Here is a 14,443-nt window from a genome sequence, read left to right on the forward strand (position 1 = left end):
CGAACTCGGAACGCGCGGCGCTTCTCGCAAATTGTCACTTCCTATAGATATGGGAAAAGTCGTTGCACTCTGCGCTGAGAGATAAAGGCCGTAACCCGTTCCGGGTAAACGGTATTGGCAGGCCTTCTCCCGTAGGTAGGCTGGCTCCATCTGGTGACTGCGACGTCCAACCTACGGCTAAGGAGTCGTAATGCCTTCGGCGTAAGGCCATGGGAAATGCGGCGTCGGAGAAATTGGAGTGGATGCCCAATCGACGACGCTTGAGCATTTCGTGGCATCGCCTGAATCGTGTCAATCCTGTAAATCCTGTTGATTTCTTCTTTTGCGTTTTCAGCGTACTCAGGCGGAGACGTACGCGCGCAAGTCTTCCGTCAGAGGAAACTCAAGCTGCACGTGCTGCTTTCGCAGTTCTGCCCGGAGCGTTTCCGGGGCGATGCCGGGCAGATCGCCGTCGCCGCTCACGGCCAGTCCGGCGGCGGTCCCGGCAGCTTGGCCCAGTTGCATCATGGTGCGCGACAACCGGCAACTGGATGCGGCGAGCGAACTGAAGCTCGCGCCGCACCCAGCCATAAGCAGGTTGTGGCATCCCCTGGGGATAAGGCAGCGGTACGGAATGCCATAGGCGTCGCGCATCTCTCCACCGCCTCCCCCGGCCCCGTGCCGGTCGATGCTGTGGTCGGCAATCGCGATGATGTCGGGGTGCTGCTGCCGAGACAGACCCGCAATCAGGTCGTGTTCGGTGAGGACGTATTCGCCCAGGACACGCGTGGTCTCGCGGACGCCCAGCGCGGGCGCGGTCCACGCGCGGCGGTATCCCTGTAACTCCGGCCAACCGGTCTGCACGTGATGCCAGAACGCGGCCACGCGCCGGGTACATTCTGCATAGGCGGCCTCGTAACCCATCGCAAGGAAGTCGCGCCCTTCCATCGTGGGTAGCATGTTGCAGTTGTAGTCGCCGTTGGGATAGCGGACGGCACTCATCACGCCGAAATCGCCCCACCAACACATCTCGGGCACGCCAACCGGCAGCGGCTCAACGGCGGGCGGCGAGGTTGGAGCGATACGGAAGACGAGCGTCACGCCGTTGATGCGGTCGTTGGGTTGTTCAGGAGCGCTGGGTTCGTCGAAACGCGATTTGGCATCCTGGCCCAGCATCGTCTCGCACCCGCACGCTTTGCACAACGCGCCGCCGCCCGTACCGTCGACGAAAGCGCGCGCGGACACCGTTGCGCCGTTGGAAAGCGTCATGCACGCGATGCGGCCGTCGTTGAAGTCGACTCCGGTGAATGTCGTGCCGGTGAGGAGTGTGCAACGTCCTGTCTCTTCGAGGAGGGTTCGGAGTACCCGCTCATACGGGCCGGGCTCGAAGATGACCCCGTGCCAATGCGCCTTGCGAAAATCGTCGTCAACCACTTTCGGAGCTGGCCGGTGCCGCTGCAAGGTGTCGAGGTACGTGCAGGCCGGGTCGGGCACGCTCTCGCCGCCCGGCCACGCTTTCGGCCCGTCCCACGCGATGTGGCGTCCGAATGAATACACGGCGACGGCGTTGGGAATGGGTTTGAGCCGCTGGTAGATCTCAAACGGAAAACCCGTGCCGCCGACTCCGGGTTCCCACATGCTCACCCCGGAGGAAACCGCGTTGCCGCCGATGCGGTCGGCCTCCTCCAACAGCAGCACGTCGAGCCCCATGCGCGCGCCCGCGAGCGCCGCGCCAAACCCCGCGCTCCCAATGCCCACAACGACAAGATCGTAGCGGTCTTTGAGCGAAGGACTTTCAGCGGCGCTACAGGGACGGGTTCTCAAGCACGCAGCGGCGCACGTGGCCCCGAAAACCTTCAAGAAACGTCTGCGAGTTGGAACTCGATTCACTGCGCACCCTCCCCCTCGCGCGCAAGGACTGATGTGCCGACGGTACCGCTATCCCCCCAGGGACTTCTTCACCTTCTCCAGGAAGCGCTGGTAGAGCGGATAGGTCTTTTCGGAGCTGAGTTCGGTGAAGCGTTCGATGAGTTCGCGTTGTTCGCGGGAAAGTTTTGTCGGTAGTTCGACCTGGGCGATGACGATTTGGTCGCCTTTGTGGTAGCCGCGCAGGTCGGGAATGCCCATGCCTCGCAGACGGAACTGCGCGCCGGGTTGCGTGCCCGCGGGGATCTTTAGATCGGCTTCACCGTACAGCGTCGGGACGCGGATCTTGTCGCCGAGGATGGCCTGCGTGAAGCTGATGGGCACCTCGCAGATCACGTCGTTGTTTTCGCGTACAAAGACGTCGTCTTGTTCGACTTCGACGAAGATGAAGAGGTCGCCGCGCGGTCCGCCGCCGTCGCCGGGCTCGCCTTCACCGGCGAGGCGCAGGCGCGATCCGGTGTCGACGCCCGCGGGCAGATCGACCGACAGTTCGCGTTCGGCGCGGCTGCGTCCGGAGCCGTTGCAGCGGGAGCAGGGCTTGGTGATGACACGGCCCGCGCCGCGGCATCGCGGACAGGTCTGGGTGATGCTGAAGAATCCCTGGGCGCGGCGCACTTGTCCGGTACCGCCGCAATCGTTGCAGGTTTGGGCTTGCGTGCCGGGCTGTGCGCCGGAGCCGCTGCAGTCGTTGCAGACTTCCCTGCGCGCAAACCGGATCTTCTTCTTGACGCCCGTGGCCGCTTCGCGGAGAGTGATGTTGAGACGGTATTCGAGGTCGCTGCCCGCGCGTGCCGCGGACCGTTTGCGCGCGCCCGTGCCGCGCCCGAACAGGACATCGAAGAAGTCGTCGAACGGCGCTTCGAATCCGCCTTGGCCGCCCGCGGCACCGCCAAAGCCCCAGCCGGAGAAGCCTTCCGCGCCGCCCATCTGTTCGCCCATGTGGCCGAACTGATCGTACTTCGCTCGCTTCTCCTGGTTCTTGAGAACGTCGTAGGCCTCGTTGATCGTCTTCAGCTTATCTTCGGCGACCTTGTCACCGCCGGTCTTGTCGGGGTGATACTTGTGGGCCAGCTTCAGATACGCTTTGCGGATCTCCTCGGTGGTCGCCGTGCGGGGCACCCCGAGCATCTCGTAATAATCCTGTTTTTGCGCCATGGGCATAGTTTACCAATTCCGTCTTAATCGCAGCCAGCGAGGTTTCAGGCTCACCGCAGTTCGCGGATGGTGCAACGCCGCGGTCGGCGACCGCGGCGCTGACTGCAATGCTCTAATCATCGTACGCTTCTACAAATTCTCGTCGTCGTTACCCCTATTCGTCACCCCCGCGAAAGCGGGGGTCCATCTTTGCCCTTCGGCAATCGTCATTTCTCAAAGATAGATTCCCGCTTGCGCGGGAATGACGGAATGGGCGTCATTTCCGCAGATTCAAATGCAAATACCGCTGGCTAGCAGTCACTCCTTCTTGTCGTCGTCGACGACGGTGAAGTCTGCGTCGACTGGGCGTTCGCCTTCGTCGGACGCTTTCGCGCCGTCGCCGTGGACCGTCTCCGGACCGGGACTCGCCGACGCCTGCTGTGCTTTCGCGGCCGCTTCGTACATGGCCTGAGCCATCGTGTGCGACGCCTGTTCCAGTTTTTTCACGGCCGATTCGATGGCGGCCACATCGTCGCCTTCGAGGGCTTTGCGCACGTCCGCAATCGCGGCTTCCACGGCGGTCTTGTCGCTCTCGGCGATTTTGTCCGCGTTCTCGCGAAGCATCTTCTCGGTCGAGTAGGCCATCGCGTCGGCGTTGTTGCGCACCTCGATGGTCTTCTTCTTTTCCTGGTCGTCTTTCGCGTGCGCTTCCGCGTCTTTCAACATCTTCTCGATGTCCTGGTCGGACAGGCCGCTCGACGATTCGATGCGAATCTTCTGTTCCTTGCCGGTGGCGAGGTCTTTCGCCGACACGTGCACGATACCGTTGGCATCGATGTCGAAGGTGACTTCGATCTGCGGAACGCCACGCGGCGCGGGCGGAATGCCGATCAAGTCGAACCGGCCCAGCGTGCGGTTGTCCGAGGCCATTTCGCGTTCGCCTTGCAGCACGTGAATCGTCACGGCGGTCTGGCTATCCGACGCGGTCGAGAAGATCTGCCGCTTCGTGACAGGGATCGTGGTGTTGCGCTCGATGAGCTTCGTGCAGATGCCGCCGAGCGTCTCGATGCCGAGCGACAGCGGAGTCACGTCGAGCAGCAACACGTCTTTCACTTCGCCCGACAACACGCCCGCTTGAATCGCTGCGCCAATCGCCACGACTTCGTCGGGGTTCACGCCGCGGTGAGGCTCTTTGTTGAAGAGCGACTTCACGATGTTGCCAACGGCGGGCATGCGCGTCATACCGCCGACAAGGATCACTTCGTCAACGTCGGCCGCTTTGAGGCCGGCGTCTTCCAGCGCGCGGTAGCACGGGGCTTTCGTGCGCTGCAACAGGTCGTCGCAAAGCTGCTCCAGCTTGGCGCGCGTGAGCGTGTAGTTCATGTGCTTCGGACCGGACGCGTCCGCCGTAATGAACGGCAGGTTGATGTCCGTCTGCATCGTCGTCGACAGTTCGCACTTGGCCTTTTCGCCGGCTTCCTTCAAGCGCTGCAATGCCATCGGATCTTTGCGAAGATCGATGCCCTGGTCTTTCAGGAATTCTTCGGCCAGCCAGTCGATCACGCGTTGGTCGAAGTCGTCGCCGCCGAGGTGCGTGTCGCCATTCGTGCTGAGCACTTCGAAGCTGCCTTCGCTGCCGATGGCAAGAATCGAAATATCGAAGGTGCCGCCGCCGAGGTCGTACACGGCGACTTTCTCGTCCTTCTTCTTGTCGAGGCCGTAAGCCAGCGCGGCGGCCGTCGGCTCGTTGATGATACGCAGCACTTCAAGGCCCGCGATGGTGCCGGCGTCTTTCGTCGCCTGGCGTTGCGAGTCGTTGAAATATGCGGGCACGGTGATGACGGCCTGCGACACGGTCTCGCCGAGATACGTCTCGGCGGTTTCCTTCATCTTGCGAAGGATCATGGCCGAAATCTCTGGCGGACGGTGCGTCTTGCCTTGTACGTTCACCTGGCAATCGCCTTGCGACGATTCCGTGATCTTGTAGGGAACCAGCTTTTCTTCCGTGCCGACTTCGCTGTGACGACGGCCCATGAACCGCTTGATCGAGAACACGGTGTTCTGGGGGTTCGTGATTGCCTGACGTTTCGCTACGGCTCCGACCAGACGTTCCCCGTCCTTCGTGAACGCAACCACCGAAGGCGTTGTACGATTGCCTTCCGCATTCGCAATGACGACCGGTTCGCCGCCTTCCATTACCGCGACGCACGAGTTCGTCGTTCCCAAGTCGATGCCAATTACTTTACCCATATCGCGCAAGCCTCCTTAAAGCTCGTATATCAGTTTGCGTCCGAATTCGCTTCCGCGCTTTCGGGCTGTTCCTGGCCGCCGCACGATTCGGCGTCCTCTTCTTCCGGACGGTGCGACACCACCACCTTCGTTGGGCGCAGCACCATCGTTCCAAGACGGTATCCGCGCTGAAATTCCTCCAACACGGTGTCCTGCGGATGCTCTTCCGAAGGACGCCGCATGATCGCTTCGTGCACTTCGGGGTTGAACGGCTCGCCTTCGGCCGCAATCGGCTCCAGGCCATGCCTGCGCAAAACCTCGTGCAGGCTCTTGACCGTCATCTCCACCCCTTCGGCCAGCGCTCCGGACTGGTCGTCCTTGTGGCGCAAGGCCAATTCGAGGTGGTCAATCACGGGCAGGATGTCCCGCAAGAGCGCTTCCGCCGCCATCTGGCGCGCCCGTTCCGAATCCCGGGCCACGCGCCGCCGGTAGTTGTCGAACTCGGCGCGCGCGCGCAGCAGTTTGTCCGCCAGGTCGTCGCGTTCCTTGATGAGCGCCGCGACATCCGCCGAAGGAGCAGTCTCTCCACCGGCCGATTCGTCACCCGCTTCTTCCTGGGCCGCTTTGGCCTCCGCCTCGGCTTCCGCCTCCAGGCGCTTTTCCAACTCGGTCTTCTCGCTATGTCCCTTCTTCATTATCCATTCCAACGCGCGCCGGCTTTGCGGCCGGTACGCGGCATCTTCGGCTTAACCGGCCAGTCGCGTCAGCAACCGGCTCAGCATGTTCGCCGTATAATCCACCAGCGCCGTCACCCGTGAATAGGGCATACGGCGCGGACCCAACACTCCAATCATTCCAACCGTCTTGTCGCCGACGGAATACGGCGCGGCGACGATTCCGATGTCGTCGACGCCCTGCATCGACGCCTCGCCACCCAGCAGGATGGTCGGGCGCGTGCTCGCCGTGTCACGCAATCCGGCCCGCAATAAGCTCGCCACGCGTTCACGTTCTTCGAGCAAATTGAACACTTCGCGCGCCCGTTCGACGTCCCTGAACTCGGGATGCTCGAACAGGTGCGTCGTACCGTCCAAGTAAATCTGGCCCGAGCGTTGCGGAGGCAGCAACTGCAACAACCGCGAAGCCTCTTCGGCCAACTGCTGCTGCTCATCCACGAAGATGCGCAGCCGCGTATGCAACGTGCTCGCCAACTTGTCCACGGATACCCCGCGGAGGTTGTCGTTCAGGAACTGCGTTACCCGGCCCAGCATCACCGGGTCCAGGCCGCGCTCCGACGAGACGATGTGCGTGCGAACCCGTCCGTAGCTGTCCGCAATCAGGATTGCGGTGCGCGACGTGTTCAGCGGCATCAACTCCACGCGGTTTACCCGCGCGTCGCTCTCGTCCGGGCTCTCAACGATGCCCGTCTGATGCGAAATCAGCGCCAGCAGATGGCTCGTCTGCCGCATGACTTCGTCCGCGTCGTCGAGCCGCTCGGTCAGGTCCATCTCGATGCGCGCCCGCTCCTGAATCGTCAGTTCCTGCACCCGCATCAGGTAGTCCACGTAGTACCGGTAACCCTTGTCGGTCGGGACTCTCCCGGAACTCGTGTGCACCTGCTGCAGGTAGCCCGACTCTTCGAGATCGGACATCGTGTTGCGGACCGTCGCCGGGCTGATCTCCAGCCCCAGGCGTTTCACGATGGACCGAGATCCCACCGGTTCGGCGGTCGTTATGTACAGATGCACTACCGCCTGGAGGATGGATCGCTCTCGCTCGGACAGGTCGACATCACGATTCATAGCTGGCCTGCTTTGGCACTCGTTGCATTAGAGTGCTAACAACTGCGAAGTCTACCACATGCCCTCCGCCTTGTCAAGGGACCCGCTCGATTTCGCGGGATCACTTAACATATTTCAAGGCAGCAACTTAGGGCGCTCTTGCCTCGCTCAAAACCACTTCCAATCGGTTGACTTTGGCCCTCTTCCTTGTTACCATCCCCTCAATCTATCTCACTCCGGGGAGCAGGCCTTGTGCGCATCGGCATCGATGTCGGCCCAGTAACGCAACGCCCGACCGGCGTTGGCAACTATTGCCGTAACCTCTTCAGTACGCTTGTTGAGGAGTGCCGGGACGACTCGTTTGTCGCCTTCTCGGCGAGCATGCACCCGCCCGCCCTCGGCTCTGCCGGACCGCGCGTGACGATGCGCCACTTCCCGGCGCCTACGCGCGCCCTGTATGGACTTTGGTCAACCGTGGGCCTGCCGCGTATCGAAGCGATGACCGGCCCCGTGGATGTTTACCACGCCACCAATTTCTTTCTGCCGCCGGCGCGCACATGCGGGCGCGTGCTGACTATTCACGATTTGGGGTTTCTGGTCGTGCCGGAGATGTGCAGTCCCAAGATTGTAGGGCCGTTTTCGAAGCGGATGCGCCGCTTCGCGGCGGAGGCGGACGTCGTCCTCGCCGACTCGGAAGCGACGCGCCAAGATATCCTTCGGTTGCTGGAGGTGCCGCCCGCTAAGGTGGTGGCCGCGCCGCTGGCCGCTGGGAAGGACTTGCGGCCCATGGACCGCGACGAGGCGCGGCGCGTCGTCCGCGAACGCCACGGCCTGCACGAACCCTATTTGCTGTTCGTGAGCACGCTGGAACCTCGAAAGAACGTGACGGGACTGTTGCGTGTGTTTGCGCGATTGCGCGATCGCATACCTCATCGCTTGGTGCTTGTGGGCGCAACGGGCTGGAATGCCGATCCGATTGTTGAGGCCATCGCTACACTGGGCATCTCAGACCGTGTTGTGCGATTGGGGTTTGCCCCCGGCAACGATCTGAACGCCCTTTACTCGGCGGCGGATGTGTTTGTGTTTCCATCGTACTACGAGGGATTCGGGTTGCCCGTGCTGGAGGCGATGACGTGCGGGTGTCCGGTCGTGACGTCCAATCGCTCATCGTTGCCGGAGGTCGTGGGGGAAGCGGGCACGATGTGCGAGCCTGATGACCATGCGGCCATCGCGGAAGCAGTGATGCGTTTAATCGAAGACGGCGCAGCCAGGGAGCGGGCTGTGGCACGGGGATTGGCTCAGGCAGCAACGTTTTCGTGGAGCGCGTGCGCCGCTATCACACGTGAAGCATACGAAAGGGCGGCATCGTGCGTGTCCTGATCAACGGCTTACAGGCAGGCAATCGAAGCGGTACCGGCGTGTACACGACGCAGTTGTCGGCCAAGCTCGTCACCCTCGCAGACAAAGGCGCCGTGGATGTTGTGTGGCCGGACGGCCTCCCGCTGCCGGAGAATAGTACCGGGCGGGAAACCGCTTTCTTGTCGAGTGCGCGCATGTCTACCGCGCGACGCATCTGGTTCGATCAAGTTGGTATTCAAGGCCAGGCGCGAAAAGGCGGTTATGACCTGATTCACTATCCCGCGAATATCGGCGCGCTGCTCTCGCGCGTCCCTTCGGTGCTCACGGTTCACGATCTCACCTTTCTGCGCGATCCCTCGTGGTACAACCCCGAGCGGGCGGCCTACTACCGCATCGCCACGCGTCGCAGCGTGAAGACCGCGCGGCGCATCATCGCGGTGTCGCAGGCGACTGCCAACGACCTTATGGCGATGCTGGAGGTACCGGCGGAACGCATCGACGTCGTCCACAACGGGGTCGATCCGCGATTCAGGCCCGCGAGCGAGGCTGTGCAGAGTGCGGCTCGCGCCAAGTATGTGCTTGCCGAACCGTATGTGCTCTACGTCGGCACGATTGAGCCGCGCAAGAACCTCCCGCGCCTCATCGACGCATGGTCCAGCGCGGCTGGAAGCGGCGGACCCTTGCTTGCCATTGCAGGCAGACTCGGTTGGAAGACCGACGCCGTGCAACAAGCCGTCGCGCGATCGCCGCATGGCAATCGCGTGCGATTTCTCGGACACGTGCCTCCGGAGGATCTCCCCGCGTTGATGAGTGCGGCAGAAGTGTTCGCCTACCCGAGTCTCTACGAAGGGTTTGGCATTCCTGTCGCGGAGGCCATGGCATGCGGAACGCCCGTGCTCACGTCGAACACGTCGAGCTTGCCCGAAGTCGCCGGCGACGCCGCAATCCTGGTCGATCCGGAAGACACCATTGCGATTGCGGCCGGTCTCGAGAAGCTGCTATCGAGCGAATCCCTTCGCAGTGATTTGCGCGACCGCGGACTCCGCCGCGCAATACGGTTGTCCTGGGATCTTGCCGCGCGCAAGACGTTGGAGACGTACAGAAGAGCGATAGAAGACAAATAACCGCATGTACAGCAACGGAGGATAACGATTCATGGCAGTCTGCGTGAGTCTTGGTTTAATGGTTGTCGCATCGGCATTGGCAGCGGACGCGCCGCGCGCCTTGGGCGACATGAAAGGCAATTGGCAGCTCTTTGTCGACGATTATCTCGTCGAGTCGAAAGATAACGTGTCGCTTGTTTATCACTCATTCGTCAAGGACGAGCGGAATCCGATTCTCGTTCCGGACAGGCCGTGGGAAGAGGATGCCGTCTATCTGTACGGCACGGTGTTGCCGGGCGAAGATGGGAAGGGGTACCGCGCGTGGTATCACGCGTATGCCGAAGGCGAGTACCGGATGCTGTATGCCACGAGCGCGGACGGCATCCATTGGGAAAAGCCCAGTCTAGGTCTGGTCGACTACAAGGGATCGAAAGACAACAACCTGCTTTTTCGGTTTACACATGAAAACCACAATCCGCAAGTGATGCATACGCCGTGGGAGACCGATCCCAATCGGCGATACAAGTTGATCTTTTTCGAGTACGGGCGCACACCGCCGAACTTCACAGTGTGCGGTTATTATGGAATGACATCCCCCGACGGCATTCATTGGTCAGAGGTGACGAAGCGGCCCATACTCGTCGATAGCCCCGGCGATGTAGGCAACTTCGTCTATGACTCCATCGCAAACCGGTATGTGGGTTGGCCGAAGAAGTTCGCGGAGGAGCGCGGCTATCGCAGACGCTGCATCGGTTTTACCGAGACCACCGACTTCGAGTCATGGCCCGAAACGGAACTCGTGCTCACACCCGATGCCTTCGACGATCGTTGGCTCACTCCCGCCGACGTTGCCAAGGGGGCGCACACGGACTTCTACGGTCTGTGCGGATTTGTGTATGAGACCATGTATCTGGGCTTCCTCTGGATGTTTCCGATTACCAACGGCGAGAACGACGGACCATGCTTCGTGGAACTCGCAACGTGCCGCGACGGGAAGCATTGGCAGCGAGAAGAGGAACCGCGCCCACGGCTGTTGGATGTGGGAAAACCAGGGACCTGGGACGACGGCATGGTCTTCACGCCCAATCATCCTCTCGTGGAAGGAGACACCATTAAGCTCTTCTACGGTGGATTCGACGAGACCCACGGCGCGGGCAAAGCGCGCGCGTGCATTGGGCTCGCTACACTGCGTAAGGATGGTTTTGCGTCATTGCATGCAGGCGAGAGCGAGGGAACGGTGGAGACGAGTCTATTGGACGGAACCGCGGGGGCCTTGTCCGTGAACTACGCGGTGCGCGACGGGGGCGGCGTCCGCGTGGAAGTACTTGCGCGGAATGGATCGACTGTTCCCGGATACGGACTCGACGATTGTGTCCCGCTCAACGGCGACAGTGTGTCCGAACGCGTTCAATGGAAGGGACTCGATACGTTACCGCAAACCAGCGCGCCTATCCGGCTCCGTTTTGTTATGACCAAAGCGGACCTCTATTCATTTAATGCGGGATCCAAAGCCCGCGTCGTTCTCCTGCGATGAAGATCATCCACGTTTATAAAGACTTCGATCCTCCGGTACTCGGCGGCGTCGAACGTCACATCGCCATGTGCTGCCGCTACCAGCGGCAATGGGCGGAAGTCGAAGCGTTGACGTGCAGCCGATCGCCGTGGACGCGTGTTGAACTGCGCGACGGTACGCGCGTGCTGGAAGTCGGCGAGTGGGGGCGTTTTCAGAGCGCGCCGATGGCTCCGCTATACCCGTTCTATCTCAAACGCGTGAACGCCGATGTCGTCGTTGTGCACGTGCCGAATCCAACGGCGGAGATTGGGTGCCTCATCGCCCGGCCGCGGGCTCGCCTGGTCGTGCGGTACCACAGCGACGTTGTGCGTCAAGCGGCGGCCATGCGCTACTACGGGCGCGTTCAGTTGGCGTTCTTGCGCCGCGCCGACGTCATCATTCCGACTTCGCAACAGTACGTGGATACCTCGCAGACGTTGGGAGCCGTGCGCGAGAAGTGCCGCGTCGTTCCGCTGGGCGTGCAGCCGGAGGATTTTTCAAAACCCGACGACGCCGTTCTCAACGATCTCCGGTCGCGCTACGGCGGCCCCTTTGTTTTGTTCTCAGGCATCCACCGGTACTACAAGGGAGTCGAGTATCTCGTGCGCGCGGCCAAAGCAATTCATGCGCGCGTGGTGATCGCGGGCGACGGCCCGGAACGCCTCCACAACGAAGCGCTTGCCCTTGAGCTGGGAGCCCGTATCGAATTCCCGGGGCGTCTTACGCACGAAGACCTGGTGGCGCATCTTCACGCATGCGAAGTTTTTGTTTTTCCGTCGGTGGAGCGCAGCGAAGCCTTCGGGATTTCATTGCTTGAAGCGCACGCATGCGGCAAACCTGCCGTTGCGACGCTCTTGGGGACAGGCGTGGAACACGTCAATCTTCACGGAGAGACCGGTCTCAATGTGCCGCCGCGCGATCCGCAGGCCCTGGCGGAAGCGGTCAATTCGTTGCTCGCCGATTCCGCGCGCGCGCGCGCCATGGGTCTGCGCGCCGCAGAACGCGTGTGCACCGAATTCCATGCCGAGCACGTGGCCCGCGCAGAATACGACGTGTACGAAGAGATGCTTGTCCGCACTTCTCACGAACATACGCGAGCTTAACGGCGCGATTGCGGCTATCCCGGATCTCTCACGAACACACGTGAACCTCTACCGTAACCAGTGTGTTGGCGAGCCTTGCGGCGAAAAACAAAGCGGCTCTCCTAAAACAGAGTGTGTTCGCGAGAAATCCTCATGGCATAACCTCTACGTCTTGCACGTGAGCAATTTGCGTCGGCGCTCTATCGCGCCGGTGCAAATTGCGGACTACGCCATCGTCTTGATTTTGCGCGACGCTCGCGTTGACTTCATATCCGTCGCGTCGGAGTCGCCACCCACTTCGAGCAGCGTCGCAACGTTCAACACAAAGCCAAGGGTGCCGTCGCCGAGGATAAACGAACCGGATACGTAGGGCGCGCGCTTGAGCGACGAGGAGAGTTCTTCTACTAGCACGCTTCTCCGGCCCAACACTTCGGTAACGCCTAGAATGGCCACGTTCCCATCGCGGTCTTCGAAGAGCACGCCGAGCTGCTTTTCGCGCACGTTGCCTTCGCGGCCATTCAGGTTTGCGCCCAAGCGCAGCATCCTGAAGGTGCCTTCGGCCAGGTTGACGACCAGTCCCTTGCCCGGGATCTCCATAATCTGCGATTCAGCGATCTCAACGAGTCGGCGTACCTGTTTCAGCGGAAGAAGGTATTTCGTGTCGACGCAACGGATCACCAAACCTTCCATAACAGGCGATCCCAGTTTGGGGATGTGAAGTTCGAAAACGCTCCCGTGACCGGGATTTGTCTTCACCGAGACTTCACCGCCGCACTGGTGCAGGTTCGACATTACGACGTCCAATCCAACGCCGCGTCCGGAGATGTCGCTCACCTGTCCCGCCGTCGAAAAACCGGGGCGGAAGATGAGATTGACGAGTTCATCCGAATCGAGGGCATCCGCTTCTTTCTGTGTCATCAGCCCCATCTTTACGGCCTTTGCCTTGACGGCTTCAAAATTGATGCCTTTGCCGTCATCGCGCGCCGTGACCACGATGTGCTCGTCCGCTTCGCGAAACTCAAGCACAATGGTGCCTCGCTCCGGTTTTCCCGCGGCGACACGAACGTCGGGCTGTTCGATGCCGTGGTCGGCAGCGTTGCGCACGATGTGCACCAGCGGGTCGCGCAAAACTCCAAGAACCTGCTTGTCCAACCGCAGGTGGTCGCCATAGACCTCCAATTGAATGCTCTTCTGCTGTGCCCGGCTGATCTCGCGGACGATACGTTCCAGGGGCCGTGTTACCTGCATGACGGGCACTTTGCAGATTTCCAGGAGCTCGCCGTGCAGCTTGTCCGCCAACGCCGACAGTTCTCTGGATATGCCCCTTAAACTTTGCGTCGATTGCGAAACACCCGCTTCGCTCTCGCCGTGCAACTCGTACTGCAACTGCGCATCGAGATGGAACAACTCGCCCGCGATCTTCGTCACGCTGTCGAGGCTGGCCATGTCGATGCGAAGACTCTCGCGACCGGGACCTGCGCCCGCGGCATCGCCCTCCTTGGCGGCGGGAGCGCTGGCCGGTGCGTCTTGCGACGCCGGTGCGGAGGGCGCCTCTGCACCGGACGCGGGCTCAGCGGCCGCTGGAGCCGCTGCGGGAGTGACCGTGCCGCCCGCGCCGGAAAATCCTGCTTCAAGCCGGACCAGGAAGTCCTTGCAGCGCGCGTCCAACTCCTGTACCGGTTGCGTTTGCGACTCTTCAAGAAGCTCCGTCAGAAGGTCGGTCGCCTCCATGACGAGATCGAGGCGTTCAGGCGTAGGGTCGCACTTGCGTTTTCGCAGCAGATCCAACGCATTCTCCGCCGCATGCGCAAACGTGCTCACGGCCTTCAAGCCGAACATGCCCGCGTTGCCCTTGATGCTATGAAAGCTGCGGAAGAGCGAATCGATTGCCGACGTATCCGTCACGTCCTTCCGCAAACGTTCCAACAGCGATGGCGCCGTGCTCAATGACTCGAGCCCTTCCGCCACGCACTCCGCGACCATTTCCGGACTGAATTCCCATCCCGAACTCATGATGCGCTCCCCTTATTGCCCTGCGGATACAAAGGTAACATCGAAACACTCGCGCAAGCGTCGCATGTAATACGCTGAATGGCCCCCATTTTCTGTATGAGTCAATTTAAGGCTTCCGCCTCGCGATTGCAGACTCTCCTTGAACGCATTCAGAGCGCCAATCAATAACAAATACGATCGATCGACCGCGGAGAGATCGACATTCCACGCTTGCTCGGGATTGGTGCGGTCCATGACTTGATGCAGCGCCGATATGACCTCGAAACACTGATCCGACGTGGTGATCGC

At 61.3% G+C, this 14,443-nt stretch carries 11 protein-coding genes; 4 read left to right on the top strand and 7 right to left on the bottom strand.

The window, feature by feature from the left end:
- Positions 1-339: 339 nt before the first annotated feature.
- The 5 genes from K1Y02_19895 to hrcA form a co-directional block, all read right to left on the bottom strand.
- Positions 340-1,869, bottom strand: a complete 1,530-nt coding sequence (locus K1Y02_19895; protein ID MBX7258634.1) for an FAD-dependent oxidoreductase — start codon at positions 1,867-1,869, stop codon at positions 340-342.
- A 48-nt stretch (positions 1,870-1,917) separates the two neighbouring features.
- Complete coding sequence (gene dnaJ, locus K1Y02_19900) at positions 1,918-3,066, bottom strand: molecular chaperone DnaJ (GenBank protein ID MBX7258635.1); 1,149 nt, start codon at positions 3,064-3,066, stop codon at positions 1,918-1,920.
- A gap of 291 nt (positions 3,067-3,357) precedes the next feature.
- Entirely contained in the window at positions 3,358-5,289 is a 1,932-nt protein-coding gene (gene dnaK / locus K1Y02_19905) for a molecular chaperone DnaK (GenBank protein ID MBX7258636.1), read from the bottom strand.
- A 29-nt stretch (positions 5,290-5,318) separates the two neighbouring features.
- A complete protein-coding gene (grpE, locus tag K1Y02_19910; GenBank protein ID MBX7258637.1) occupies positions 5,319-5,963 on the bottom strand; it encodes a nucleotide exchange factor GrpE in 645 nt (214 codons plus the stop codon).
- Positions 5,964-6,014: 51 nt separating this feature from the next.
- Positions 6,015-7,067 (bottom strand): heat-inducible transcriptional repressor HrcA, encoded by a 1,053-nt coding sequence (hrcA, locus tag K1Y02_19915; GenBank protein MBX7258638.1) that lies wholly within the window; start codon positions 7,065-7,067, stop codon positions 6,015-6,017.
- A 231-nt stretch (positions 7,068-7,298) separates the two neighbouring features.
- Between hrcA and K1Y02_19920 the strand changes: the two genes are divergently transcribed.
- From K1Y02_19920 to K1Y02_19935, 4 genes are read left to right on the top strand one after another with little or no spacing between them, the layout of a single operon-like run.
- Complete coding sequence (locus K1Y02_19920; protein ID MBX7258639.1) at positions 7,299-8,426, top strand: glycosyltransferase family 4 protein; 1,128 nt, start codon at positions 7,299-7,301, stop codon at positions 8,424-8,426.
- Positions 8,414-9,529: a glycosyltransferase family 4 protein gene (locus K1Y02_19925; protein MBX7258640.1), complete on the top strand. Its 1,116-nt coding sequence runs from the start codon at positions 8,414-8,416 to the stop codon at positions 9,527-9,529. The genes K1Y02_19920 and K1Y02_19925 overlap by 13 nt, the downstream gene beginning before the upstream one ends.
- 31 nt (positions 9,530-9,560) lie before the next feature.
- The gene (locus tag K1Y02_19930) at positions 9,561-11,042 is read left to right on the top strand and encodes a hypothetical protein (GenBank protein MBX7258641.1); all 1,482 of its coding nucleotides are present in this window, start codon (positions 9,561-9,563) and stop codon (positions 11,040-11,042) included.
- On the top strand, positions 11,039-12,163 hold the full coding sequence (locus K1Y02_19935) for a glycosyltransferase (protein ID MBX7258642.1): 1,125 nt from the start codon (positions 11,039-11,041) through the stop codon (positions 12,161-12,163). The genes K1Y02_19930 and K1Y02_19935 overlap by 4 nt, the downstream gene beginning before the upstream one ends.
- 204 nt (positions 12,164-12,367) lie before the next feature.
- Here the strand turns inward: K1Y02_19935 and K1Y02_19940 are convergent, their stop codons facing one another.
- Positions 12,368-14,155: an Hpt domain-containing protein gene (locus K1Y02_19940; GenBank protein ID MBX7258643.1), complete on the bottom strand. Its 1,788-nt coding sequence runs from the start codon at positions 14,153-14,155 to the stop codon at positions 12,368-12,370.
- A 12-nt stretch (positions 14,156-14,167) separates the two neighbouring features.
- A partial coding sequence (locus K1Y02_19945) for a hypothetical protein (protein ID MBX7258644.1) occupies positions 14,168-14,443 on the bottom strand: 276 nt, incomplete at its 5' end.

It is taken from the genome of Candidatus Hydrogenedentota bacterium (assembly GCA_019695095.1).
Lineage (GTDB): Bacteria > Hydrogenedentota > Hydrogenedentia > Hydrogenedentales > SLHB01 > JAIBAQ01.